Annotated in this window: 22 protein-coding genes; 6 read left to right on the plus strand and 16 right to left on the minus strand. The window is 73.6% G+C overall.

Features of this window, described 5'->3' with window-relative positions; all coding sequences use genetic code 11:
- Positions 1-47: 47 nt before the first annotated feature.
- The 8 genes from CGE01nite_RS05875 to infC form a co-directional block, all read right to left on the minus strand.
- Positions 48-5,432 (minus strand): ExeM/NucH family extracellular endonuclease, encoded by a 5,385-nt coding sequence (locus CGE01nite_RS05875; RefSeq protein WP_141369584.1) that lies wholly within the window; start codon positions 5,430-5,432, stop codon positions 48-50.
- Between the two features lie 251 nt (positions 5,433-5,683).
- Positions 5,684-8,239 (minus strand): phenylalanine--tRNA ligase subunit beta, encoded by a 2,556-nt coding sequence (gene pheT, locus CGE01nite_RS05880; RefSeq protein WP_141369586.1) that lies wholly within the window; start codon positions 8,237-8,239, stop codon positions 5,684-5,686.
- Positions 8,239-9,330 carry a phenylalanine--tRNA ligase subunit alpha gene (gene pheS / locus CGE01nite_RS05885; protein WP_141369588.1) on the minus strand — a complete coding sequence of 364 codons (1,092 nt, stop codon included), beginning with the start codon at positions 9,328-9,330 and terminating at the stop codon, positions 8,239-8,241. The genes pheT and pheS overlap by 1 nt, the downstream gene beginning before the upstream one ends.
- Positions 9,331-9,627: 297 nt before the next feature.
- The gene (gene thpR, locus CGE01nite_RS05890; RefSeq protein WP_141369590.1) at positions 9,628-10,248 is read right to left on the minus strand and encodes an RNA 2',3'-cyclic phosphodiesterase; all 621 of its coding nucleotides are present in this window, start codon (positions 10,246-10,248) and stop codon (positions 9,628-9,630) included.
- Between the two features lie 2 nt (positions 10,249-10,250).
- Positions 10,251-11,096 (minus strand): TrmH family RNA methyltransferase, encoded by an 846-nt coding sequence (locus tag CGE01nite_RS05895; protein ID WP_229747430.1) that lies wholly within the window; start codon positions 11,094-11,096, stop codon positions 10,251-10,253.
- A gap of 154 nt (positions 11,097-11,250) precedes the next feature.
- Positions 11,251-11,634 (minus strand): 50S ribosomal protein L20, encoded by a 384-nt coding sequence (gene rplT / locus CGE01nite_RS05900; protein WP_048342881.1) that lies wholly within the window; start codon positions 11,632-11,634, stop codon positions 11,251-11,253.
- Between the two features lie 62 nt (positions 11,635-11,696).
- Positions 11,697-11,891, minus strand: coding sequence for a 50S ribosomal protein L35 (gene rpmI / locus CGE01nite_RS05905; RefSeq protein ID WP_048342880.1), 195 nt, complete (start codon positions 11,889-11,891; stop codon positions 11,697-11,699).
- A 90-nt stretch (positions 11,892-11,981) separates the two neighbouring features.
- Entirely contained in the window at positions 11,982-13,031 is a 1,050-nt protein-coding gene (gene infC / locus CGE01nite_RS05910) for a translation initiation factor IF-3 (RefSeq protein ID WP_141369670.1), read from the minus strand.
- A 426-nt stretch (positions 13,032-13,457) separates the two neighbouring features.
- On the opposite strand from infC, the gene CGE01nite_RS05915 reads away from it, so the two are divergent.
- The 3 genes from CGE01nite_RS05915 to CGE01nite_RS05925 all read left to right on the plus strand — a co-directional run bounded on the left by CGE01nite_RS05915 (position 13,458) and on the right by CGE01nite_RS05925 (position 16,037).
- A complete protein-coding gene (locus CGE01nite_RS05915; protein WP_048342878.1) occupies positions 13,458-13,907 on the plus strand; it encodes a Fur family transcriptional regulator in 450 nt (149 codons plus the stop codon).
- Positions 13,908-14,003: 96 nt separating this feature from the next.
- Positions 14,004-15,500: a catalase gene (locus CGE01nite_RS05920; RefSeq protein ID WP_141369592.1), complete on the plus strand. Its 1,497-nt coding sequence runs from the start codon at positions 14,004-14,006 to the stop codon at positions 15,498-15,500.
- 165 nt (positions 15,501-15,665) lie between these two features.
- Positions 15,666-16,037, plus strand: a complete 372-nt coding sequence (locus CGE01nite_RS05925; protein ID WP_141369594.1) for a DUF1844 domain-containing protein — start codon at positions 15,666-15,668, stop codon at positions 16,035-16,037.
- Here the strand turns inward: CGE01nite_RS05925 and CGE01nite_RS05930 are convergent.
- Positions 16,018-17,280, minus strand: coding sequence for an MFS transporter (locus CGE01nite_RS05930; protein ID WP_141369596.1), 1,263 nt, complete (start codon positions 17,278-17,280; stop codon positions 16,018-16,020). The two genes, CGE01nite_RS05925 and CGE01nite_RS05930, sit on opposite strands and share 20 nt — an antisense overlap.
- Positions 17,281-17,337: 57 nt before the next feature.
- On the opposite strand from CGE01nite_RS05930, the gene CGE01nite_RS17265 reads away from it, so the two are divergent.
- From CGE01nite_RS17265 to CGE01nite_RS17270, 3 genes are all read left to right on the plus strand, one after another.
- A complete protein-coding gene (locus CGE01nite_RS17265) occupies positions 17,338-18,264 on the plus strand; it encodes a hypothetical protein (protein WP_229747431.1) in 927 nt (308 codons plus the stop codon).
- Positions 18,261-19,007: a S1 family peptidase gene (locus CGE01nite_RS05940; RefSeq protein WP_082156331.1), complete on the plus strand. Its 747-nt coding sequence runs from the start codon at positions 18,261-18,263 to the stop codon at positions 19,005-19,007. Before CGE01nite_RS17265 ends, CGE01nite_RS05940 begins: the two co-directional genes overlap by 4 nt.
- 81 nt (positions 19,008-19,088) lie before the next feature.
- Positions 19,089-19,721, plus strand: coding sequence for a hypothetical protein (locus CGE01nite_RS17270; protein ID WP_229747432.1), 633 nt, complete (start codon positions 19,089-19,091; stop codon positions 19,719-19,721).
- Positions 19,722-19,803: 82 nt separating this feature from the next.
- Here the strand turns inward: CGE01nite_RS17270 and CGE01nite_RS05950 are convergent, their stop codons facing one another.
- From CGE01nite_RS05950 to CGE01nite_RS05980, 7 genes are all read right to left on the minus strand, one after another.
- Positions 19,804-20,535 (minus strand): SseB family protein, encoded by a 732-nt coding sequence (locus CGE01nite_RS05950; protein ID WP_048342873.1) that lies wholly within the window; start codon positions 20,533-20,535, stop codon positions 19,804-19,806.
- 3 nt (positions 20,536-20,538) lie between these two features.
- Positions 20,539-21,291 carry a bifunctional 1-(5-phosphoribosyl)-5-((5-phosphoribosylamino)methylideneamino)imidazole-4-carboxamide isomerase/phosphoribosylanthranilate isomerase PriA gene (gene priA / locus CGE01nite_RS05955; protein WP_048342872.1) on the minus strand — a complete coding sequence of 251 codons (753 nt, stop codon included), beginning with the start codon at positions 21,289-21,291 and terminating at the stop codon, positions 20,539-20,541.
- 28 nt (positions 21,292-21,319) lie between these two features.
- Positions 21,320-21,961, minus strand: coding sequence for an imidazole glycerol phosphate synthase subunit HisH (hisH, locus tag CGE01nite_RS05960; RefSeq protein ID WP_048342871.1), 642 nt, complete (start codon positions 21,959-21,961; stop codon positions 21,320-21,322).
- Positions 21,962-22,082: 121 nt separating this feature from the next.
- A complete protein-coding gene (locus tag CGE01nite_RS17275) occupies positions 22,083-23,225 on the minus strand; it encodes a GH12 family glycosyl hydrolase domain-containing protein (protein ID WP_141369598.1) in 1,143 nt (380 codons plus the stop codon).
- A 199-nt stretch (positions 23,226-23,424) separates the two neighbouring features.
- Entirely contained in the window at positions 23,425-23,991 is a 567-nt protein-coding gene (locus tag CGE01nite_RS05970; RefSeq protein WP_229747433.1) for a hypothetical protein, read from the minus strand.
- A complete protein-coding gene (hisB, locus tag CGE01nite_RS05975) occupies positions 23,988-24,614 on the minus strand; it encodes an imidazoleglycerol-phosphate dehydratase HisB (protein ID WP_048342869.1) in 627 nt (208 codons plus the stop codon). The genes CGE01nite_RS05970 and hisB overlap by 4 nt, the downstream gene beginning before the upstream one ends.
- Complete coding sequence (locus CGE01nite_RS05980; RefSeq protein ID WP_229747434.1) at positions 24,611-25,753, minus strand: histidinol-phosphate transaminase; 1,143 nt, start codon at positions 25,751-25,753, stop codon at positions 24,611-24,613. Before CGE01nite_RS05980 ends, hisB begins: the two co-directional genes overlap by 4 nt.
- Positions 25,754-25,786: the final 33 nt, after the last annotated feature.

Below are 25,786 nucleotides of genomic sequence, written 5' to 3' on the forward strand. Positions count from 1 at the left end.
CGGTCGGCTCGACCGACCGGGCGCCCTCGTGCGTGCTCAGCCCCGCGTCACCGCTTCGGCGGGTGAGGGCCACCCGGCTTGGTGTCGACGGTCAGCTGCTTGCTCGTCGAGGCGGGCGTGTACCCCGCGTCGCCGAGGTACGAGGCGCGCAGCACGACGCTCGACGTGACGCCACGGATCGTGAACGTCGCCGCCCCGTCGCTCAGCGTCCCGACGTACGTCGAGCGCCCGACCTGGAGCGTCACCGTGCCTCCCGGCACCGGGGCGCCCGGAGCTCCGGCGACCGTCACCGTGACGACCGGCGAGCTGCCCTTCTTCACCGTCCAGCTCGGCGTCGACACGGCGATCGTCGGACGCGCCTTCGTGACGGTCACCTTGACGGGAGCGGACGTCGACGCCTGCAGGCCCCCGCCACCGCCGTACACCGCCGTCAGCGCGTGCTTGCCCACCGCCAGGGTGCGCGGCAGCAGGATCGTCACGGTCACGGACTGCGACGGACCGGGCTTCGGCTTGCCCGTGGCCGCGCCCTTGCTCGCACCCGTGCCCGTGCCGGCCACCGGGAGGGTCGCCGCGGCCAGCACGGTCTGACCCTCGCGGATCTGGACGACGCCCTGGGGCGTGACCCCGGAGGCCGTCACGGTGACGCGCGCCGTGAGCTGGCCCCCGAACGCGACCGAGCGGGGCTGCACGTCGAGCGTCGTGGTGCTCCGCGACCCCCCGATCATGGCCGTGAGCGTCCCCGTCGAGGCGGCGTACCGTCCGTCGGTCGGTGTGAACACCGCGCTCAGCTCGTGCGCGCCCGCGCCCAGCTGGACGTCGAGCGCCGCCTCGCCGCCACGTACCGCGACCGTGCCGAGCCAGATCCTGCCGTCGACGAACGTGACGGTCCCGGCGACGCCCTCCGGCGACACCGCCGCGCGCAGGGTCTGGGTCTCGCCGACGACCGGGTTCCCGGTCATCGTGAGCACGGTCGTGGTCGGGGTGGCCGCCTTGACCGTCAACGGCACGTGCACCGTGGTGCCGCTCGGTGCGGCGACGAGCGTGAGCTCGTGCGCGCCGGGCGTCGTCCCGGCCGGGATCTGCACGGCGACCGTCGCCGCGCCCCCGGTGACCGTGGCGCCGCCGATCGACTCGCCGTCGAGGCGGATGTCCAGGCTCGTGTTCAGCGGCGAGCCGAGGCTCGTCAGGTCGAGCCTGGAGACACCGAACTGGACGGCGTCGCCCGCGAACACCTCGCTCGGCAGGGGCGTCGTCGCGACCGCGTGCCGCGCGAAGTCGGGAGACAGCCCCGGGTGCGCCTCGAGGTAGGCGATCCACGCGTCGCGGTCGAGCAGACCCGAGTCGCGCGTGTCCGAACCCTGGGTGAACACCCGGAAGTTGTCGCCGCCCGTGGCGAGGAACGAGAACGTCCCGACGCGGTAGCCCGCCGCGAGGTCGAGCGGCTCGCCGTCGATCGTCACGGACGTGATGCGGCTGCCCTCCGGCAGGGTCGCGTCGTACGTGTACGACACGTTGTCGGACAGCCCCAGCTGCAGGTAGGCACGTGACGGCACGTTGCCGTTGCTGTCCCGCTGCCACTGCTGGTTGAGCAGCGTCAGGAGCTGCGCGCCGGTCAGCGTCGTCGTCCACAGGTTGTTCGCGAACGGCAGCACGGCGTTGGCCTCGGCGTACGTGACGACGCCGTCGGTCGCCTCCGCCCCCGACCTCGCGTAGAGCAGGTCGGAGCGCAGACCGCCCGGGTTCACGACGCCGATCTGGGCGCCCCCGAGCCGGTCGTCGGCGAGCGTGTCCCGCAGGGAGTTCGCGACGAGGTTGCCGAGCGTCGACTCGCTCGCACGGTCGTCACGTCCGGTCGTCGGCAGCGGGCCCGGCCCGACGTACTCGCCGTCGACGTACGAGCCGCCCGTGAAGGCGGTCGTGATGTCGGCCGTGATCGAGCCCACGGGCTCGCGGCCGACCACGTCCGAGTACGCGATCGCCGCGTCGACGATCTGCTTGACCTGCGCCACGCGCGGGTAGGTGGCGACGAGCGTCGCGTCCGCCGTGGTGACGCGTGCGACGTTCTCCTGCGTGTGCGCGAGCACCTCGTCGCTCTCCGGGTCGTAGGTCAGCACGACCTTGCCGAGGAACTCGCCGTACGAGCCGGTCTGCACGACCGGGCGCGTCTTGCCCGCGACCCCCGGAACGGCCGCGTCCCACGCGTACTGCTTGTGGGTGTGCCCGGTGAAGATGACGTCCACCGCGGCAGACGTCTGCGTCACGATCTCGGCGAAGGCACCGCCCTCGGCGAGCTCCTCCTCGAGGGTCGCGCCGTCCGGCGTCCCCGCACCTGCGCCCTCGTGGTACTCGGCCACGATCACGTCGGCCTCGCCGTTGCTCTCGTCACCGTCCGTGAGCTGGGCCGCGACACGGTTCACGGCCTCGACGGGGTCGCCGAAGTCGAGCGTCGCGATGCCTGCCGGGGTCACCAGGGAGGGGGTCTCCTCGGTGACCGCGCCGATCACGCCGACGGTCACGCCGTCCATGTCGAACGTCGTGTACTCGTCGAGCGCCGGCGTCGTCGTCCCGTCGAGGTAGACGTTCGCGCCGAGGTAGTCCCACTGCGCGTTCCGGTCGCCGTCCGGCCCGATGACCCTGTCGGTCAGGTCGGTGAAGCCCTGGTCGAACTCGTGGTTGCCGACCGCCGAGGCGCGCAGCTCGAGCGCGTCGAGCACGTCGATCGTCGGCTGGTCCTTCTGCACCGCGGACGCGAACAGCGACGCCCCGATGTTGTCACCCGCCGACAGGAAGGCCACGGGTCCGTCGGCCTCCGCCCGCAGCTTCTCGACCGTCCCGGCGAACTTCACCGTGTTGGACGACGTGACCCCCGCGGTCGTCACCGACTCGATGCGACCGTGGAAGTCGTTGATGTTGAGGAACGTCAGGTCGAGCGGTCCGGCGTTCTGCTCGCCCGCGCTGAGCCCGACGACGACCGGGTCGTGGTCCGACGAGCGGTACTCGTCGGGCGCGTAGAACAGCTGGCCGTGGTAGTTGTACCGGCTGTACTCGAGCGCGATGGACTCCTCGGCGTTGATCTCCCAGATGTCCGCGCCCGTCGCGCGCTCGAGCGCCGCCTCGTTGAGCAGCACGTGGTCGAGCGACCCCGACAGCCCGCTGAACGAGTACGAGTACTCCCCCGGCGCGAGCTGCGACGCCGCGTCGGTGTAGCCGGCGTCGTAGAGCACCTCGAGCGGGTCCTCGAGCGTGTACGCGTTGAAGTCGCCGACGAGCGCGACAGCCTCCACGTCGCCCCGGATGTCGGCGACCCAGTCGCGCAGGGCCGTGGCCTGCGCGACGCGCGACGCGTTCGACGCGCCCTGCCCGTCACCCTGGTCGGCGTCGCCCGGGAGCGGCCCGGCCGAGCCCTTGGACTTGAAGTGGTTGACCGCGACCAGGAACGGCTCGCCCCCGGCGGCAGGTTCGAAGGCCTGCGCGAGCGGCTCGCGCGCGTTGTCGAACGCCTCGCCGGAGTCCGACAGCGTGCCCAGCGCGCGCGACTGCCCGACCCGCGTCACCGCGGCGGGCTGGTAGATGATCGCGTTGGAGATCACGTCCATCGTGGCGGCCGGGGGCAGCTCGGTCGAGGAGGGCACGAACGCCCACTTGTCGGTGCCGGCCGCGGCGTTCAGCGCGTCGACCAGCGTGCCCAGCGCCTCGTCGGCCACCCCGTCGACCACGAGCGAGTTCTCGATCTCGAGGAGCCCGACGACGTCGGCGTCGAGGTCGTTGATCGCCGTGACGATCTTGTCCTGCTGCCGTGCCAGGTCGGCCGGGTCCCACGCACCGCGCGGGTCGCAGCCCGTGCTGACCGTGACGGGGTCACCGCTGCGGTCGTTGAACGGCACGCAGCCCGACGTCCCCGCACCGAGCGTCGTGAAGTAGTTCAGGACGTTGAAGGATGCGACGCTCACGTCGCCGCCGACCGCGCGCGGAGCTGCGGTGCGGGTGTTCTCGAACGTCACGGGCCCGTCGGTGGGGCCGACGAGCGGCCGGGTCGGGTCGAGCTTCCACGCGTTGTTCACGTAGGTCACGACCACGGGCTCGTCGAACGTCACCGCGGCGCCGACACGCACCGGGTTCGTCAGCGACAGGTAGGGCGGGACGAGCGCCTGGTTCGTCGCCGAGCCCAGGAAGTTCGTCGTCGCGCCGTCGTCGAGCACGACCCCGCGCGCGGCGTTGTCGTCCTTGACCGCCTGGATCGCCGCGGTGTCCTGCGGGTCGGCGACCTCGGTCCACTGCAGGAGCGGCGTCGTCCCGGTCGCGAGGCCCACCTCGCCGTACTGGTTCGTCGAGAACGTGTTCGAGACCGTCAGGTCACCGGTCGGCTGGAACAGCATCGACTCCACGGCCTCGCGCGCGGCGGCCGTCGCGGGCCAGGCGCCGGTCAGGGGCGTCACGGTGGCGTCGGAGTCGAGGACCGTCAGGTCCGCCGCGCTCGTGACCGTGATCTCCGTCAACCCGTTGAACTCGCTGATCGCGCCCGTGACCTGGACCTCGTCCCCGATGGTCACGAGGTCGTCGGTGCTCGACGAGAAGACGAACAGGCCGTCCGACGCGGTGCGCTCCCCGAGCGGCCCGCCCGTCCCGGCCGTCTGGATGACGTAGCCGTTGCGCCCGCCCGTCGGGTAGGCGGCCGTCACGACGCCCTGCGTCGTCACGGTCTGCCCGACGTACGACGACGCCGCACCCGTGCCCTGGATCGCCGCGATCGTGAGCTCGGGTGGGTCGGTCGGGTCGGGGTCGGGGTCCGCACCCGACTTGCGTGGCGTCGGCGCGCCGACCGTGAAGTCCGCCGCGTTGTCCGCGGTGTTGGCGTGCTCGGCGGAGCGCGACGCCGACGTCGTGGCCGAGAGGTTCCCCGTCGGCGCCGTCCCGGCGAAGTCGTTGGTCGCGGTGCCGTACCCGACGAAGTCGACCACCGACGCGACGCTCGCGCAGCGCGTCGCGCTCGTGCAGCCCAGCCCCGTGCTCGACGACGACAGCGCGACCTTGCCCGCGGTCCCGCCCATCGCGATCGTCCCGTTGAGGTCCGTCTCGATGTCGTCCTGGCTCCCGGCGCCGGTCGCCTGCCCGACGAGGAAGTAGTCGTGCGGCTGGATCGTGCCCGACAGCACCGTCACCAGGCCGCTGCCCCCGACCGTGCCGGTGGACGAGCCGTACTGGACCGACCACCCGGTGAGGTCGACGGCCTGGTCGCTCACGTTGTAGAGCTCGACGAAGTCCCGCAGGATCGGGGCCCCGCTGTTGCCACCACCGCCGTACACCTCGTGGATCACGACGGGGGCCGCCGGCGAGACGGCGGCGGTCGCGGGAGCGGCGGCGACCACCGAGCCCGCGAGCACGACGGCGAGGGCCGCGAGGCCCCCGGTGAGCGATCGGTTGCCAGGACGCACAGCGGCTCTCCTTCATCGGGGAACACAGAGGGCCGCTGGTGGGCGACCATCGCTCACCTTCCCGCCCGGTCCGAATTGTCGCAACTACTGGGCAGTAACGATGCGGTGAACTCATCGGACGTCTCGCCGGCGACGTCCCCCGCGCACGACCCGCCGCACTCGACCGGCGTACCCGGGACGCGAGAGACCCCCGGGCCTGCCTGCGTGGAGCAGCAGGTCGGTCCCGGGGGTCTCGGGTCACGTCGGTCGGGTCAGGCGCGCAGCGACGCCCCGAACCTCGCGGCCGCCTCGGCGACCACCGCGTCACGCACGGCCGCCGTCTCCGCCGCCGTCAGCGTGCGGTCGCCCGCACGCAGGCGAAGCGCGAACGCGAGCGACCGGTGCCCGGGCGCCACCTGGTCGCCCTCGTAGACGTCGAACAGCCGCACGTCCTCGACCACGTCGCCCGCGGGGCTCGACGCCGCACCCGTGCGCACCGCGGCGAGCACGTCCGCCGCCGGGACCTGCGACGGCACGACGAGCGCGACGTCCTCCTTCGCGACGGGGAAGGTCGAGACCGGCCGCGCGACGAGGGGCTCGGTGGGCGCGGCCGCGACGAGCGAGTCCAGGTCGATCTCGAACGCCGCCGTCCGCGCCGGCAGGTCGTGCGCCGCCACGACGTTCGGGTGCAGCTCGCCGGCCCACCCGAGCACCACGCCCGTGACGGTCTCGACCCGCGCGCACCGCCCGGGGTGCCACGGCGCGCGACCTGCGTCAGCGACGAGCCGGACGGGCACGCCCGCCACCTGGGCGGCGCGCTGCACGGCGGCGATCGCGTCGGTGTGGTCGGCGCGACGCCCGGGTCCCCACACACCCGCCGGCTCGAGCCGGCCCGCGAGCACACCCGCGGCGTGGCGCGGCTGCGCGGGCACCGCCGCGTCGATGGCCGCGAGCTCGTCGTCAGACGGGCGCACACCGCCCGGCAGCGCGGGCGCCGGACCCGACCCCGTGCGAGGCAGCGTCACGAGGCCGACCTCGTACACGGCCACGTCCGTGCTCCCGCGCGCGACGTTGCGCCGCGCGGTGTCGAGGACCGTCACGAGCAGGTTGGTGCGCATGAAGGGCTGGGCCTCGGAGAGCGGGTTGACCAGGCGGACCGCCCGACGTCGCTCGTCGTCGTCCGCCAGACCCAGGGCGTCGAGCTGCTCCTGCCCGACGAACGGGTAGCTGAGCACCTCCACCAGCCCCGACTCGGCCAGCGAGTCCGCGATGCCGCGGCGCGCGCGCTGCGACCACGTGAGCCCGAGCCCGGCGGGAGCCGGGGGGACGACCGACGGGATCGCGTCGTAGCCGCGCAGGCGCGCGACCTCCTCGACCAGCTCGACCGGGACGGTCAGGTCGGGCCGCCAGGTCGGCGGCGTCACCGCGACGACTCCCGGGCGGACGTCCTGCACGCTCGCGCCGATCTCGGTCAGCACGCCGCGGACCTCGTCGTGCGTGTAGGGCACGCCGACGAGCCGGGCGGGGTGGTCCAGGTCGAGCTCGACCGCTGCGGGCGGGGTCGTGCGGTCCACGTCCGTCAGCTCCGCGTCGACCGTCCCTCCCCCGTGCTCGACGAGCAGCTCGGCCACCCGCGCGACCGCGACGCGCGGCAGCCGCGGGTCCACGCCCCGCTCGAACCGCTTGCTCGCCTCGCTCGGCAGCTTGTGCCGACGCGCGCTGCGCGCGACCGTCACCGGGTCGAAGTGCGCGGCCTCGATCAGCAGGTCGGTCGTGGCGTCGCTCACCTCCGTGTCGCCGCCGCCCATCACGGCCGCCAGGCCGATCGGCCGCGAGCCGCGGCCCTCCGGGCTGTCGGTGATGAGCAGGTCCTGCGGGTCGAGCGCGCGGACCTGGTCGTCGAGCGTGCGGAGCTTCTCACCCGCACGTGCGCGGCGCACGACGATCGGTGCGTGCAACGTCGCCAGGTCGTAGGCGTGCAGCGGCTGGCCCAGGTCGAGCATCACGTAGTTGGTCACGTCGACCGCGAGCGAGATCGGGCGCATGCCCGCCTGCTGCAGGCGGCGCTGCATCCACGCGGGCGACGGGTCGTTCGCGCGAACCCCGCGCACGACCTGCGCGACGAACCGGTCGGCGCCGGGCACGCCGTGGATCGGCGAGTCGTCGTCGATCTCGACCTCGAAGCCCGCCGGGCGCTCGTCGGTCGGCTCGGGCAGGGCGGGGTCGGTGAACACGGCACCCGTGGAGTGCGCGTACTCGCGCGCGACGCCCCGCATCGAGAAGCAGTAGCCCCGGTCCGGGGTCACGTTGATCTCGAGGACCTCCTCGCCGAGGCCGAGCAGCTCACGTGCGTCGGTCCCGACGGGCGCGTCGACGCCGATCTCGCTCAGCACGATGATCCCGGCGTGATCCTCCCCCAGCCCGAGCTCGCGGGCCGAGCAGATCATGCCGTCGGACACGTGCCCGTAGGTCTTGCGCGACGCGATCGCGAAGGGGCCCGGGAGCACGGCACCGGGCAGCGCCACGACCACGTGGTCACCCACGTCGAAGTTGTGCGCGCCGCACACGATCCCGCGGGGCGTGCCGCCGGGCTCGTTGTGCTCCGGGCCGACGTCCACGCGGCACCAGTTGATCGTCTTGCCGTTCTTCTGCGGCTCGGGGGTGCGCTCGACGACGCGGCCGACGACGAGCGGACCCGTCACGGCCGCGGCGTGCACAGCCTCCTCCTCGAGACCGACCCGCACGAGGTCGACCGCGAGCTGCTCGGCGGTGAGGCCCACCGGGAGCTCGACGTGCTCGCCGAGCCAGGACAGGGGAACGCGAGGCATCAGATCACCGCCTGGAACTGGGTGGAGAAGCGGACGTCGCCCTCGACCATGTCGTGCATCAGGCCGATGGCGTGCCGCAGCATGAGGGTGCGCTCGATGCCCATGCCGAACGCGAAGCCCGAGTACACGTCAGGGTCGACGCCGCACGCGCGCAGCACGTTCGGGTTGACCATCCCGCAGCCGCCCCACTCGATCCAGCCGGGGCCGCCCTTCTTCTGCGGGAACCACAGGTCCATCTCGGCGGACGGCTCGGTGAACGGGAAGTACGACGGACGCAGCCGCATACGCGCCTCGGACCCGAACATCGCCTTCGCGAAGTGGTCGAGCGTGCCCTTGAGGTGCGCCATCGTCAGGCCCTTGTCGATCGCCAGGCCCTCGACCTGGTGGAAGACGGGCGTGTGCGTCGCGTCGAGCTCGTCCGTGCGGAACACCTTGCCCGGGCACGCGACGTAGACGGGCACCCCGCGGCTCAGGAGCGAGCGAGCCTGCACGGGGCTCGTGTGCGTGCGCAGCACGAGGTTCGACGGCTCGTCGGACCCGTCGGGGGCGGCGACGTAGAACGTGTCCTGCATCTGGCGCGCAGGGTGGTCGACGCCGAAGTTCAAGGCGTCGAAGTTGAACCACTCGGCCTCGAGCTCGGGGCCCTCGGCGATCTCCCAGCCCATCGCGACGAACACGTCGGCGACGCGCTGCTGCAGGGTCTCCAGCGGGTGCCGTGCGCCGCGCGGGTGGCGGTCGACGGGCAGCGTCACGTCGACGGTCTCCTCGACGAGGACGCGCGCGTCGCGCTCCGCCTCGAGCTCGGTCTGCCGCTGCGCGACCGCGGCGTTGACCCGGCCACGAGCCTGGCCGACGAGCCTGCCGGCCGCACCCTTGTCGGCGGGCGCGAGGCCGCCGATCGCACGGTTGGCGAGCGCCAGCGGGCTGCGGTCGCCCGTGTGGGCCAGCCGCACGGACTTGAGGTCGTCGAGGTCACCGGCGGCGGTGATCGCGACGAGAGCCGCGTCGACGGCGGCGGCGACGCCGACCTCGTCGAGCGGGGACAACGGGGCACCGGCAGCGGCGCTGTCGGTGGCAGGGTTCTCGGGCATCCGAACCTTCCGGGGGTGGACTGTCGGCCGTCACGCACGAGCGCGCCGACCAGCGGGCAAGTCTAGGGCGCCCGTTCCGGGTCCGTCCGGGAGGTCCACCACGCGGGGCGCCCACGGCGTGCCGAGGACGACGAGCCTGCGCGGCTCAGCTCACGTGCGCGTCAGCGCGGCCCGGGAACGGGCCGCGGAAATCGGCGACCAGCCGCCGCGCGTCGAGAGCTCACGCGCACAGCATCGCACGCCCGGCGCGACCCCGACCAGCGCGTCGGACGTCCCGGACCCGCGCGGACGGTTCGCTCAGCCCTCGAGCGCGAACCGCTCGACGGTGCGGTACAGCGGGCCACCGCCCCGCCCCGCGCCCGGGGTCGACTCGACGAGCAGCACCTCCTCGACCGTCCAGGTCGGCCCCTCGTAGACCGCGAGGGCGCGCACGAGGCCCGCCAGGGGGTCGTCGTCCAGGCGACTGGAGTCCCGGGGACGCGACGAGCGACGACGTGGTGGCCCGCTGCCGGGGCGCGACCGCCCGATCGTCAGGTGGGGCCGCTCGCGCGCACGTCCGTCGTCGTGCACGCCCAGGTCGGTCGCCGCGTCGCGGCACTCGCGCGTCACCGCACGGTGCTCGGCGAGCCCTCCAGTCGCCCCGACCCACAGCGTGCGGTGCGCGAACACGCCCGCGCCGCGCAGCGCGAGGTCGTACGGCGGGAGGTCCGCACCCGCCTCGGCGAGCGTCTCCACGAGCGTCGGCACCACGCCGTCGGCCACCTCGCCGTAGAACGCGGTGGTCAGGTGCCACGTCTCGCGCGCCGACCAGCGCACGTCCGCCGACCGACCGGCCGGGCCGCCGCGCACGCTCGCGAGCGTCAGATCGAGGTGGTCGAGGACCTGCTCGCTCGGCCAGACCGCCGTGAACAGCCGCACGGTCACCCCCTCGGCGAGCGCTGCGCCCGAGCGCTCGCGTACAGGCAGACGGTCGCGGCGGTCGCGAGGTTGAGCGACTCCGCTCGCCCGTGCAACGGCACCCGCACGACCGCGTCGGCCAGCGCGCGGTCCGCGTCCGGCAGGCCCCAGGCCTCGTTGCCGAACACCCAGGCGGTCGGGGCGGCCAGGTCCGGCACGCCGGCGGGTGCGTGACCCGCGACGTCGAGCAGGTCGTCGATGTCGTGCTCGCCCGTGCCGTCGGCGGCGAGCACGGTCATCCCTGCGGCCCGCATCGCCTGCACGGCGGTCGCCAGTGCGACGTCGTATGCCACGGGCAGGTGGAACAGCGAGCCGGCGGTCGACCGCACGACCTTGGGGTTGTGCACGTCGACGCTCTCGGTCGTCAGCACGACCCCGCCCGCCCCCGCGGCGTCCGACGCGCGGATCACCGTCCCCGCGTTCCCGGGGTCGCGCACGCGCGCCAGCACGCTCACGAGGCGCGGGCGCTCGTCGAGCACGCCCTGCAGCCCACCGCCGAGCAGGTCCGCCACCGCGACGACGCCCTGCGCGTCCGGGCTCATGGCCGCGAGCACGTCGTCGTCGCCGATCGTCGTGCGCACGCCGTGCGCGGCGGCCGCCACAACGATCTCGTCGTAGCGTGCCGCCGCTGCCGCCGTCAGGTAGAGGTCCCGCACGCGCGTGCGGGAGCCCGCCACGGCCTCCCGCACCGACTGGGGGCCTTCCACGACGAACCGCCCCTGGCGTTCGCGCACGGCGCGCCCCGCGAGGGCGCGCACGGCCTTCACGCGCTCGCTGCGCGGGTTGGTCAGGACATCCGTTGCCGTCACGGACCCATCATCGCGGGTACCGGCCCTCGGTTCGTCGAGCCGGCGGGCGGCGAGCCGGACTGCGCCTCGCGCCCGTCGGCATGTCGGCGCGCAGTGGAGGCAGCAACGCCCCCGTCGGACCAGGGTCCGCGGGGGCGTTGCAGGAGGTGCTGCGTCAGGCCGCCTTGGGGGCGTTGACGTCGGCCGGGAGCGCGTCCTTGGCCGCCTTGACGAGCGTGTTGAACGCCGCCACGTCGTTGACCGCGAGGTCCGCGAGGACGCGACGGTCCACCTCGATGCCCGCGAGCTTGAGGCCCTGGATGAGGCGGTTGTAGGTGATGCCCTCCGCGCGGGCCGCAGCGTTGATGCGCTGGATCCACAGCTTGCGGAAGTCGGACTTGCGCGCCTTGCGGTCGCGGTACGAGTAGACGAGGGAGTGGGTGACCTGCTCCTTCGCCTTGCGGTACAGGCGCGAGCGCTGGCCGCGGTAACCGCTGGCCCGCTCGAGGGTCGAACGACGCTTCTTCTGGGCGTTGACTGCCCGCTTCACGCGTGCCACGTGATGCTCCTTGCTTGGTCAGGGCCGGTAGTGACCCCGGGCGCCGGTGGCGCCCGGGCGAGTCACTTGCCGAGCAGCTTCTTGATCTTGGGGGTGTCGGCAGCGGAGACGACCACGTCACCGGCGATGCGGCGGGTGCGGCGGCTCGACTTGTGCTCCAGCAGGTGGCGACCGTTGGCCTGCTCGCGCATGAGCTTGCCCGTCCCCGTCACGCGGAAGCGCTTCTTGGCACCGGAGTGCGTCTTGTTCTTCGGCATGGCTGCCGTGTCTCCTTGTCGTTCGCATCGCACGGGTTCGTGCGACTCGTCGTGTCGGCCGGACCGTCGGGCGTCCCGGCCGTCGTGATGTCAGTCGGTGGTGCGCGGCTTGGGCCGGGGGGCCGGGCGCGGCGCGGCGGGCTTGGCCGCCGCAGCGCTCGGCTTGGGCGTCGCGACCGGCTTCGGGGCGGACACCGGCTTGGGTGCCGCCACGGGCTTGGCCGCTGCCTCGGGCTTGGCCGCTGCAGCCTTGGCAGCCGAGGGTCGCGGTGCCGCGGCCTTCGGCGCAGCCGCCGGACGAGGCGCGGCCGCAGGCTTGACCGCCGCGGTGGGGGCCTCGGCGACCGGCTCCTCGACCGCGGGCTCGGCGACCGTCTCTGCCACAGCCGTCTCGGCCACAGCAGCCTCGGTCGCAGCAGTCTCGGCCACAGCAGCCTCGGTCGCAGCAGTCTCGGTCGCAGCGGCCTCGGTCGCAGCAGTCTCGGGCATCTCGACCGCAGCGGTCTCGGCGACCGGCTCGGCCGCGACCGGCTCAGCCGCGGCAGCGCGCTGCTCGTCGGCGGCCTTCGCGTTGGCCTCGCGCGCCGCGGCGGCCTGCGCCTGACGACGCTGCTCCTGGCGCTGCTCGGCCTTCTTCTTGTTCGGGCCGATCACCATGATCATGTTGCGCCCGTCCTGCTTGGGCGAGCTCTCGACGAAGCCGAGCTCGGCCACGTCGGCGGCCAGGCGCTGCAGCAGGCGGAAGCCCATCTCGGGGCGCGACTGCTCACGACCGCGGAACATGATCATGACCTTGACCTTGTCGCCGGCCTTGAGGAACCGCTCGACGTGGCCCTTCTTGGTGGCGTAGTCGTGCGGGTCGATCTTGAGCCGGAACCGGATCTCCTTGAGCACGGTGTTGGCCTGGTTGCGCCGGGCCTCACGCGCCTTCATGTCCGCTTCGTACTTGTACTTCCCGTAGTCCATGATCTTGACCACGGGCGGGCGCGCCTCGGGGGCGACCTCGACCAGGTCGAGGTCAGCGTCCTGGGCCAGGCGCAGTGCGTCTTCCACGCGGACGATGCCGACCTGCTCGCCGGCAGGGCCGACCAGGCGGACCTCGGCGACGCGGATCCGATCGTTGATGCGGGGCTCGCTGATGGGTGCTCCTCTGGGTTCGTCGTGACGGACCTCCGGGAACGAAGAAGGCCTCCGTCCCTGGGCACAGGAGGAGGCCTCACACGGTCCGTCGCACGACGCGCGTGCGCCGACGGCACGCTGCGATGCGCGGCGAGGAGCCACGCACGACGACAGCCACCGCCGTACAGACCGAGACCCGGTCCCCGTCGCCGGCAAGCCGGTCGGTCGGGACCCAGGTGGGAGAGTTCTCCACTTGTGCACCCGCACCACGACCGTTCGAGTCTCGCTCGCACGGGCACAGCACAGGTCAGTCGGTGCACGAGACTACCAGACCCGGGCCGGGCCACCCGACCGCCCGGGTCCCTCGGTCCGCCCGACACGCCCGCCGGACACACCCGAGTCGTTCCAATTCTTGAATGGTTCCAGTTTTTGTGATGGGCTGAGGCCATGGACGACGACGAGCTGCTGCGCAGTCGCGGCCTGCGAGTGACCGCCCCCCGGCTGGCGGTGCTCGCGGCCCTGACCGCCTCCCCGCACGCCGACGCCGACGCGGTCCTGCGCGGCGTCCGCATGCGGATGCCGTCGGTCTCCGTGCAGGCGATCTACGACGTGCTCGCCGCGCTCACGCAGGCCGGGATCCTGCGTCGGATCGAGCCTGCCGGCCACCCCGCGCGCTACGAGCGCCGGGTCGGCGACAACCACCACCACGTGGTGTGCCGCTCGTGCGGCGCGGTCGAGGACGTGGACTGCACCGTCGGGCACGCGCCGTGCCTCGAGCCCAGCACGTCCTCGGGCTTCGCCGTCGAGACCGCCGAGGTCACGTTCTGGGGACTGTGCCCCGCGTGCAGCGCCTCGACCGACGCACCCGCCGAGGACGCCGCGCAGCCCGTGCCCTAGGCCGCTCCTCACGCTGCGCATGCCCTGCGCACCCCCTGCTCACGCCGGCGACGCCGGCGTGCCGATCTGTCACACCCGCCCTTCGAGAGGACATCCATGTCTCACGTGCCCGCCACCACGACGAACTCCGGCGCGCCGGTCGCCTCCGACGCGCACGCGCTGTCGGTCGGCTCCGACGGCCCGATCGTCCTGCACGACCACTACCTCGTCGAGAAGCTCGCGCAGTTCAACCGCGAGCGGGTCCCCGAGCGCGTCGTGCACGCCAAGGGTGGCGGCGCGTTCGGCACGCTGCGGGTCACGCACGACGTGTCCGCGTACACGCGGGCCGCGCTGTTCCAGCCGGGTGCGCAGACCGATCTGCTCGCGCGCTTCTCGTCGGTCGCGGGCGAGCTCGGCTCCCCCGACACGTGGCGCGACCCGCGCGGGTTCGCGCTGAAGTTCTACACGTCCGAGGGCAACTACGACCTCGTCGGCAACAACACCCCGGTGTTCTTCATCCGTGACGGGATCAAGTTCCCCGACTTCATCCACTCGCAGAAGCGCCTGCCCGGCTCGCACCTGCGCGACAACGACATGCAGTGGGACTTCTGGTCGCTGTCCCCCGAGAGCGCGCACCAGGTCACGTGGCTCATGGGCGACCGTGGCCTGCCGTCGTCGTGGCGGCACATGGACGGCTTCGGCTCGCACACGTACCAGTGGATCAACGCCGCGGGTGAGCGGTTCTGGGTCAAGTACCACTTCAAGACGCAGCAGGGCATCGACAACCTCACGGCCGACGAGGCCTCGCAGCTCGCGGGCTCGGACGCGGACGTCCACATCCGCGACCTGTACGAGCACATCGAGGCCGGCGACTTCCCGCGCTGGACGCTGTCGGTCCAGGTGATGCCGTACGAGGACGCGAAGACGTACCGCTTCAACCCGTTCGACCTCACGAAGGTGTGGCCGCACTCGGACTACCCGCTCATCGAGGTCGGCGAGATGGAGCTCAACCGCAACCCGAACAACTACTTCGCGCAGATCGAGCAGGCGACGTTCGCGCCGAGCAACTTCGTGCCCGGCATCGCGGCGAGCCCCGACAAGATGCTGCTCGCGCGGATCTTCTCCTACGCGGACGCCCACCGGTACCGCGTCGGGACCAACCACGCGCAGCTCCCGGTCAACGCGCCGACGTCGCCCGTGCACTCGTACTCGAAGGACGGCGCGGCGCGGTATGCCTTCGCGTCCGCGCAGACGCCCGTCTACGCCCCGAACTCGGTCGGCGGCCCCGCCGCGGACCCGGCCCGCGCGACGGACGGCAGCTGGGAGTCCGACGGCGAGCTGACCCGCACGGCGGCCGCGCTGCACGCACAGGACGACGACTGGGGCCAGGCCGGCACGCTCTACCGGGAGGTGTTCGACGACGCGGCACGTGCGCGCTTCCTCGAGACGATCACCGGGCACGTCGGCGGTGTGAAGAGCGACGCGATCCGCGAGCGGGCCGTCCAGTACTGGGCGAACGTCGACGCCGGGCTCGGCGCGGCGCTGCGCGCCAACCTCGTCGGTGCGCCCGTGGAGACCGGCACCCCGGCGACCTCCGCCCTCCCGGTGGCCTGAGCCTCACGCGTCGCACCGGACTGCTCGACGACCCTCGCGCCCACGCGGGTGCGAGGGTCGTCGCGTCCCTTCCGTCGTCGGGTCCTTGCGGTCGGTGCGGCACGACGAGAGCGACACCACCGTGCGAGGTTCGGCCCGCCCGGCGCTCGATGGAAGGATGGGCGCATGAGCGACCAGCCCCTCGACCAGGCCGACCGGCAGCACGACGCGACCCGCGACGCCACGCGGGACATCGCGGACGTGGCCGCCGTCGAGGTGATCGTGACCGCGGCCGTGCACCTCATGAGCGCCGCGGCCGTCAAGTGCGGGCTCTCCGAGGAGGACGGCGAGCAGTACCTGGACCTCGACGAGGCCCGCAAGCTCATCACCGCGCTCGCCGCGCTCGTGACCGCCGCCGCCCCCGAGATCGGGAACCAGCACGCGCGCTCCCTGCGCGACGGGTTGCGGTCGCTGCAGCTCGCGTTCCGCGAGGCCTCCCCGTACCCGGACGCCCCCGGCGAGGGCCCGGGCGAGAAGTTCACCGGCCCGGTGAGCTGACCTCCGCGTCGACGAGCACGTCGCCCGTCGGCGCGTCCTGCACGGCGGCCGAACCCGCGACGGCACGACGTCGTCGCACGGCGCGCTGGACGACGAGCCCGACGACCGCGACCCCACCGCCCACCAGCCCGGCGGTCAGGAAGCCGGCGCCGGGGCTCGTGCGGTCGATGACCCACCCGCACAGCGGCGCGCCCAGGGCCGTGCCGACGGTCGACATCGTGCCCGACCACCCCATCACCTCACCGCGGCGCTCCTCGGGCGCGAGCCGGACGAGCGTCGCGTTGATCGAGGCGAGCGTCGGCGCGCACGGGAGCCCCGAGACGAACACCGCGAGCGCGAGCCACACGGGCATGGGGGCGAACGCGGCGGGCACGACCGCGAGGCCGAGCACGCCCGCGAGCACGAGCGGCGGCGGCGAGCTGGTCCGCGCACCGTGCACCAGGCCGCCGACGACCGAGCCGCCCGCCCAGAGCGCGATCATCCAGCCGACGTCCCCGGGCCGGCCCGCGTCGTTCAGCGACGCGACGAGCGACACGTCGGTCCCGATGAGCACGAACGACGCCGCGGCGGCCGCGATGAGCAGCACGACGAGGTCTGCCCCGAAGACGCGCTGCTTGCGGACCGGTCGACCGTCGGGCGACTGCGCCGCGCCGTGCGGGCGGTGCGAGCGCGTCGGAGGGTTCGCCCACATCAGGAGGGCGCCGCCGCCGACGGTCGCGCACCCGACGACGGTGAGCGCCGCCGTCGTGGAGACCTGTGTCGCCAGCAGGACGCCGACCACGGGCGCGAGCATGAACGTGAGCTCGACGAGCACGGAGTCGAGCGCGAACGCGGTGCGCTGCTGCGCGAGCGGCACCATCACCGACAGCGACTGGCGCGCGACCGAGAACACGGGCACCAGGAAGAGCCCTGCGACGAAGGCCGCGACCACGAGCGCGTGGTAGTCGAGGTGGGGCGCGAGCACCCACACGACCGACTCGACCACGATCGACGGCGCGATGGCGCGTCGCAGCCCGAACCGGTCGACGAGCCGACCGCGCCACGGAGCACCGATCGCCACGCCGATGGTCGAGGCGCCCGCGACCACGCCCGCCTGCGCGTACCCACGGTCGAGCTCCGTCACCACGTGCAGCGTCAGGACGACGCCGATCATCGCGGCGGGGATCCGGCACACGAAGGCGACCACGTAGAGCCGCGCGACCGACGGCAGGTGCAGCAGTGCCGCGTAGGACGAGCGAGTCATCCCACCATTGTCTCCCGCTCGCGCGCATACCTTGACCCGCCCGCCTATCCTGTGCGGGTGCCGCCGCTGGACACCCCCGCCCCTGGTGGTCGCCCGAAGGGCACCCCGGGCTGGGCGGCGCGCGCGGATCACGCGCCGCACCTCGACCCCCTCCACGACGACGTCGCGGGCACCGACGAGCTCGCCGCCTCGGACCCGCACGCAGGGTCGGACGCACGAGCAGCGTCGGACGAACGAGCAGCGTTGGACGACCGTGCGGCGTCGGACGCCCGCGCAGGGTCGCAGGAGCGGGTGGCGCGCGACGAGCGCACCGGGGCCGGCGAGCACGCCGGTTCCGGCCAGCGTCCCGGACAGGACGACCTTCCCGGGTCCGACGAGCCCGCTGGCCTCGACCAGTCAGGGACCGAGCAGTCCGGGACCGAGCAGTCCCGGACCGAGGGACCTGCTCTGTCCCCCGGCGAACCTCCGCGCCGACGGTCGCGCACGGTGCCCGTGCTGGCGGTGCTGCTCGTCGTCTCGCTCGTCATCGCCGGTCCGCTGATCGCGTACCTGTGGCGCACGACCGACGAGTGGCGTGCGTCCAGCGCAGACTGGGAGGACCTCGCGCGCGGCACCGCGGTCGAGCTCGACCGCACCCGCGGGGACCTGGCCGACGCGCAACGCACCCTCGACGACACACGCGCCCAGCTCGCCACCGCGCAGGAGCGGATCACCGAGCTCGCCGACGAGAAGGCCCAGCTCGGCGACGACTCGGCGGCGCAGCAGCAGCTCGTCGACTACCAGGCACGCGTCTCGCAGGCCGCGGGCAAGGTCGCCACCGCGCTCGCGACGTGCATCGCAGCCCAGGGCCAGCTGATCGGCTACATGGACGACGCGGACTCCTACGCGCCGGAGGAGCTCGTGAAGTTCCGCGACGACGTCGACGCGCTGTGCGGTCAGGCCACCGAGGCGAACGAGCAGCTGCAGCGCGAGCTCGACCAGTGAACGCCCGCCGGGGCACACACCTGCTCGTCGGTCTCGCGACCGGCCTGTGCGTGGTCGCCCTGGCCGGGTGCGGCAGCCTCCCGCCGCGGCCGGAGCCTGTACCTACGTCGCTCGACGTCGCCTCGTCACGCGACGACGTCGCGTCCTCGGCCGGCGCGCTGTCCCCCGACGGATTCGACGCCGCGCAGCGCATGGCGGTGCGGATCCGGAACGTCGGGTGCGGGTCGCTGTCGACCGGGTCGGGCTTCGCGATCGACGACCACACCCTGGTCACGAACCGCCACGTCGTGGCCGACTCCGCGGCACTCGAGATCAGCACGTACGACGGCAGGGACGTGCGCGCGCGGGCCGCGAGCACCGCGGCGCTCGCCGACCTCGCGTTCGTCCGGACCGTCGAGGCCCTCCCGGCGTACGCGGGGCTGGCGCCGCTCGACCCGATGCCCGGCTCGTCGGTGACGGTCGTCGGGTACCCCCGAGGCAGCCGGCTGGCGATGACCTCGGGGACCGTGATCGGTGCGACCACCGACCCGCTGCACGAGAACCTCGGCGAGGTGCTCGTCACCGACGCGCAGGTCGACCTCGGCTCGTCGGGCTCGCCGGTGCTCGACGCCGACGGGCGGGTGGTGGGGGTCGTGTACGCCAAGGGCAAGGACGGGGCGAGCTTCGTCGTGCCCGTGAGCACGTTGCGCGCGATGCTCGACGACGAGACGCAGGTCTCCGCCGCCCCGACGTGCTCCGGCTGAGCGGCCGAGCCCTCCGGGACACCCCTGGACCGCACGGCCCGCGGCGTCCATGATCGAAGGACGACCGACCAGGAGGCTGCCATGACCCGTGTTCCCCGCTTCGACCCGGCCTCGATGAGCTCGGCCGCGAACGAGACGTTCAGCGTGCGGCGCGTGTTCGGCGAGGCGTACGAGCGCGACGGAGTGACCGTGATCCCCGTCGCCCGGATCTGGGCCGCGACGGGCCTGGGCGTGGGCGACGGCGAGGGCGGCGGCAGCCTGCCGCAGGCCGGCCCGACCGCCGCGGCGTGGGCGCGTCACGCGCGCGCCGTGTGGTCGCGCGCGTCGGGCGAGCGGACGTGGGACGACGAGGAGGACGTCGAGCCGGCGCCCACGGCGGCCGACTCCGGCTCGGCCGACACGGCCCCCGGCGACACGGACCCCACCGACGCCGAGCACGGCACGTCCACAGCGGGGTCGACGTCGGTGGGTCACGGCGGGTACGGAGGCGGGCACGGCGGCGGGGGCGGGTACGGCGCGCGGGTCAAGGCCGTGGGTGTCTACGTCATCGACGCCGACGGCGTGCACTGGCGGCCCGCGCTCGACCTCAACCGCGTGATCCTCGGCGGGCAGCTCGTGGCGGTGACCGCGGTCGCCTCGCTCGGCGCGGCGCTCGCCGTCAAGGCCGTCGCGGGCGCGCTGGCGAAGGCCGCGATCGCGTTCGCCGAGCGCTGACCACCGCCCAGCACACGCCGATCAGCGACCAGACCGGCCAGCACGCACCCACCGGCACACCCGCGCCCGGCGGCCGCGGTGATCAGGACGCGCGGCGCAGGCGGAGCTCGAGCGAGTCGACGCGCTCGGCGACCACGTCGTCAGCGGCGAGTGCCGCGTTGATGTGCGCCACGGCCCCGTCGAGCCTCCCGCGGTCCAGCCCGTCGACGAGCGTCACGACCACGGCGAGCTCGGCGCGGCGCCCGGGCTCGACGTCCACCCGCACCACGGCACTCACAGGAGCGAGCGCGCTCGCGACCGCGGCCGCGACGGCGGGCTCGACCGCGCCGTCGCGCACCGCGGGCGTCCACGTCTCCTGCTTCGCGAGCGACCACACCGCGGGTCGGGGCAGCAGCGCGGTGACCGGTCCGCCCGCGTCGACGACGACGACCTCCCAGCCTTCCTGGACCGCGGACAGTGCGGCGCGCGCGACGTCGGTCGGCACGGGACGCGCGTCGCGGCGCCAGGCCGTCATCGTCGCGACCGAGGAGAACACCGGGAGCGCCCGGCGGCCGTCGGGCGCCTGCAGCGCGACGATCCCCGCCGAGGCCTCCTTGTCCACGGTGTGGGTGTGCCCGTCGTGCACCACCTCACCCGCGACCTCGAGCTCGGCGAGCACCGGCACGAGCACCCTCGTCCCCGCGAGCGCGTCCACGACACCGGCGAGCGAGCCCTCTCCGCGCCCGAACGCGGCGAGGGCCGCGCTCACGGCGGGGTCGGCCGAGCCGTCGTCGGCCGCGAACGGCGACGACGGCGGCAGCTCGCGCCCGGCCACGCCTCAGGCCTGCGCGGGGCGACCCGCGACGTCGAGCGCCTCGGGGAGCGTGAACGCCCCGGCGTACAGCGCCTTGCCGACGATCGCACCCTCGACGCCGTCGCCGACGAGCGTGCGCAGCACCCGCAGGTCGTCGAGGCTCGAGATGCCCCCCGACGCGACCACGGGCGCGTCGGTCCGGGCGCACACGTCGCGCAGCAGCTGGACGTTCGGGCCGCGCAGCGTGCCGTCCTTGGTCACGTCGGTCACCACGTACCGCGCGCAGCCCGCGTCCTCGAGCCGTGCGAGGACCTCCCAGAGGTCGCCACCCTCCTGCGTCCAGCCGCGTGCCGCGAGCGTCGTGCCGCGCACGTCCAGGCCCACCGCGATCTGCGCGCCGTGCGAGCCGATCACCCGGGCGGTCCACTGCGGGTCCTCGAGCGCGGCGGTCCCGAGGTTGACGCGCGTGGCGCCCGTCGCGAGCGCCCGCTCGAGCGACTCGTCGTCGCGGATCCCGCCCGAGAGCTCGACCTTCACGCCCTTGCCCGCGAGCTCGGCCGTGACCTCGGCGAGCAGCGGTGCGTTCGAGCCGCGACCGAAGGCCGCGTCGAGGTCGACCAGGTGGATCCACTCGGCGCCGCCGGCGTGCCAGTCGAGCGCGGCCGCCAACGGGTCTCCGTAGGAGGTCTCCGATCCGGCCTCCCCCTGCACGAGTCGGACGGCCTGGCCGTCCGCCACGTCGACGGCAGGCAGCAGCTCGAGGCGGGGGTCGGTCATGCTTCTCGGTCCTCCAGGATCGCGGGGTTCAGCGCAGCGAGTCGAGCCAGTTGCGCAACAGCTGCGCACCGGCGTCGCCGGACTTCTCGGGGTGGAACTGGGTCGCGCACAGCGGGCCGTTCTCGACCGCGGCGACGAACCGGTCCCCGTGCTCGGCCCAGGTCACGAGCGGCGGCGTCAGGTGCTCGGCCGGCGAGTCGTGCAGCGGGAACGAGCGGGCGGCGTACGAGTGCACGAAGTAGAAGCGCTCGTCGTGCAGGCCGGCGAACAGCACGGACTCCGGGGGCGCCTCGACGGTCGCCCAGCCCATGTGCGGCACGACGTCCGCCTCGAGCCGGTCGACGACGCCGGGCCACTCCCCCAGCCCCTCGGTCTGCTGACCGTGCTCGACCCCCTCGGCGAACATGACCTGCATGCCGACGCAGATGCCGAGCACGGGGCGGCCGCCGGCCAGCCGCCGGTCGACCACCTGGTCGCCGCCGACGCCGCGCAGGCCGGCCATGACCGCGGCGAAGGCTCCGACGCCCGGGACGACGAGGCCGTCGGCCTGCGCCGCGGCGGTCTTGTCCGCGGTGAGCTCGACCTGCGCACCGACGCGCTCGAGCGCCCGGACCGCGGATCGGACGTTGCCGAAGCCGTAGTCGAGGACGACGACACGGGGGGTGGACACCGCGCCAGGCTACCCGGGCGGCAGGACTCGTCCGACGCGGTCACCACTGCGCGAGACACCCCGGACGCCCGGCCGAGGGTGCGGCCGCAGTGCCCGGGCGCACCCTCGGTCGGGGTCGTCGTCAGCCGCAGCTCAGCGCGAGCGAGCTCGGCGCGCTGCCGGTCCCGACGAAGCCGAAGCTCGTCGAGGCGCCCGCACCGAGCGACCCGTTGTACGCCTCGTTCGCGACGACGAGGCTCGTGCCCGACGTGGTCGAGCGGCCGTTCCACACGTTCGAGAGCGAGACGCCTGACGGCAGCGTGCCGCGCACGACCCACCCGTTGAGCGCCCGCGAACCGGCCTTCACCGTCACGTCCGCCTGGAAGCCGCCGGCCCACGAGCCCGTGAGCCGGTACGTGGCCGAGCACGTGCCCGACGGGTTCGTCGTCGGCTGCTGCGTGGGCTGCTGGGTCGGCTGGCTCGTGGGCTGCTGAGTCGGCTGCGACCCGGCCGTCACCGAGAAGTCGGTCACGGCGAGGCCCGTACCACCGATCCACGGCTCGAAGCCCGCCTGCACGCTCGTGAGGTACCAGGACGTGGACCCGTAGCCGCGCGCGACCATGTCGTCGAAGAAGGCCTTGACCGCGAAGCTCAGCGACCCCGTGGCCGACGTGCGGACGTAGGACACGACGTTCCAGCCGGTGTTGCCGAACCAGACGTCCCAGGTGCTGCCCGCGAGGTTGACGGTGGCGACCCGCGAGCCGATCGGCTGGATCGGGCCGGCCCGGTTGAGCCAGATCATCAGCTCCGCGCCGTCGTTCTGCTGCGTCGTGGCGCTCGGCCGTGACTTGTGGAACCAGATGTCGTACGCCGCGTCGTACGTCCCGCTCGACGGGTACGTCATCGAGACGCTCGTCTGGATGGTGGCGAACCGCGGGTCGGAGACCTGCACGCCGTTCGGGCCGATCACGTCGCTGCTCGAGCAGTTCCCGTAGTGGCAGCCCGCGTAGACCGACGGGTAGGACTTCGGCGCCCCACTCGTCGAGCTCTGGCCGTCGGCGCGGGTCACGCGAAAGCCCCTGTCGTTCACCGAGATGCACTGCGTCTCGGACGTGCCCCAGCGGTTGTTCGCGACGACGTAGCGGCCGCCGGCGATCGTCGTGCTGCCGTACTGGGCGCAGATCTCGGTGTCCGCGGCTGCGGACTGCGCGGTGGCGATGGCGACCAGGCCGAGCAGCAGGCTCAGCGCGAACGGCAAGGCCCAGAGACGGTGATGGCGACTCATGACGCTCCCTGACGTGTCGACGTCCGCCCCGGGGGTTCCGGCGCCCGACGACGTCGTCGGGCGCGGCGGACGGCTCGAACCTCGAGCCAGTCGAGACAAGCACCGCCACGTCAGGCGCGCGTGCGCGGAATCGATTAGCTCCCGCGTCCTGCCCGGCCTCGGTCGAGGCGCAGGGGACGACGACGCTCGAGGTGCTCCGTCAGCGCTTGCGGCCGCGCGCGAGCGCGCGCATCGCCTGCCAGCGGGACATGCCCACGCTCGTGACGACGCCCGGCACGTCCGCGACGTCCGCCGACCCCAGGAGCAGGTCCTCGAGCACGGCGGGAGCGTCCGCGAGCACGAGGCCCGCGGGCAGGTCGTCGTCGTGCCGGCCGTTGACCCAGCGGACCGCGGCGATCTGCCCCTCGCGCCGGGTCAGCAGGACGACCGGGAGCTGGCGCAGGAGCTGCGAGATCGCGGCGGCTCCCGCCTCCGCGGCCGCCGGGTCGCGCAGGACGGCGACGGCGCCGACAGACGTCGGCACGGCGTCGACCTCGACGTTCGCGATCGCGCAGGCCGCCGCGAGCGGCTCGGGCGCGGCGACCTGCGTGACGACGAGCGCGATGCTCGGGGTCTCGGCCGCGCCGTCGAGCAGGCCGGACAGGTCGTCGGGGACGACGACGTCGCCCGCCCCGTCCGCCTCCGTCAGGGCGCTGAGGTCGTCCGGGACGGTGAGGTCGCGGTCGTCGTCGTGGCGCTCCGGGGTCGTGCCGTCGGGGGTGCTCACAGCGCGCCCTTGGTCGACGGGATGCCCTCCACGCGCGGGTCGAGCTCGACCGCGAACCGCAGCGCCCGGGCCAGCGCCTTGAACTGCGCCTCGACGATGTGGTGCGGGTCGCGGCCCTCGAGCACGCGCACGTGGATCGAGAACGCGGCGTGGTGCGCGATCGACTCGAGCACGTGCCGGGTCAGCGAACCCGTGAAGTGCCCGCCGATGAGGTGGTACTCCTGCCCGGCGGGCTCCCCCGTGTGCACGAGGTACGGGCGGCCGGACACGTCGACCACGGCCTGCGCGAGCGCCTCGTCGAGCGGGACGAGCGCGTCGCCGTACCGCGAGATCCCCCGCTTGTCGCCGAGGGCCTCCTTGAGCGCCTCACCGAGGCAGATCGCGACGTCCTCGACCGTGTGGTGCGCGTCGATGTGCGTGTCACCCGTGGCCTTGACCGTCAGGTCGATCAGCGAGTGCTTGCCGAGGGCCGTGAGCATGTGGTCGTAGAACGGGACGGTCGTCGAGATGTCCGTCTTCCCGGTGCCGTCCAGGTCCACCTCGACCACGACGCTCGACTCGCTCGTCGTGCGCTCGATGCGCGCCGTGCGCGCCCCCGGCGCCGCGTTCGTCGATCGGCTCACAGTCCTGCCACCTCCACCAGGGCGTCCTTGAACGCCTCCGTCTCGCGCGGGGTGCCGACCGACACCCGCAGCCATCCGGGCGGACCCACCTCGCGGATGAGCACGCCACGGTCCAGCAGACCCTGCCACACCGCATGCCGGTCCTCGAAGAGGCCGAACAGCACGAAGTTCGCGTCGGAGTCCGCGACCTGCAGGCCCCGCGCGCGCAGCCAGACGACGAGCGCGTCCCGCTCGTCGCGCAGCGCGCCGACCTGCGCCATGAGCTCGGCGGAGTGCGCGAGCGCGGCGCGGGCCACCGCCTGCGTGACCGCCGACAGGTGGTACGGCAGGCGCACGACGCGCAGGGTGTCGACGAGCTCGCGCGACGCGGCGAGGTAGCCGACCCGCGCACCCGCGAGGCCGAACGCCTTGGACATCGTCCGGCTCACCGCGAGGTGCGGGTGGTCGGCCAGCAGCTCGAGCGCGCTCGGCGTGCCGCGACGCCGGAACTCGCCGTACGCCTCGTCGACGACCACGACGCACCCGCCCGGGACCTGCGCGGCCGCGTCGAGCACCGCGAGGATCGTCGCGGTCGGCAGAGCCGTGCCCGTCGGGTTGTTGGGGCTCGCGAGCAGCACCACCGAGGGCGCGTGCTCCGCGATCGTCGCGCGCGCGACGTCGGGGTCGAGGCTGAAGTCCTCCTCGCGCCTGCCCGCCACCCACGCGGTGCTCGTGTCACGCGCGTACTCGGGATACATCGAGTACGTCGGCGCGAACGACAGCGCGGTGCGACCCGGGCCGCCGAACGCCTGCAGCAGGTGCAGCATGACCTCGTTCGAGCCGTTCGCGGCCCAGAGCTGCTCCGCCCCGAGCCCGACGCCCGACTCGGCCAGCAGGTACGCCGCCAGGTCGGCACGCAGCGCCTCGAAGTCGCGGTCCGGGTACCGGTTCAGACCACGCGCGGCGTCCGCCACGGCGGCCGCGACGTCCGCGACGACCTGCTCCGAGGGTGCATACGGGTTCTCGTTGACGTTGAGCGCCACGGGCACGTCGATCTGGGGGGCGCCGTACGGCTCGAGGCCCGCGAGCTCCGGCCGGACGGGCAGGCTCGTCGGGCCGGTCACGGTCGCCTCCGGGGTGGTGTCGAGGTCGGCGGTCACGCCGGCGATTGTAGGGAGCCCGCCCGCGCGGGC

It is taken from the genome of Cellulomonas gelida (assembly GCF_006538725.1).
GTDB classification, from domain to species: domain Bacteria; phylum Actinomycetota; class Actinomycetes; order Actinomycetales; family Cellulomonadaceae; genus Cellulomonas; species Cellulomonas gelida.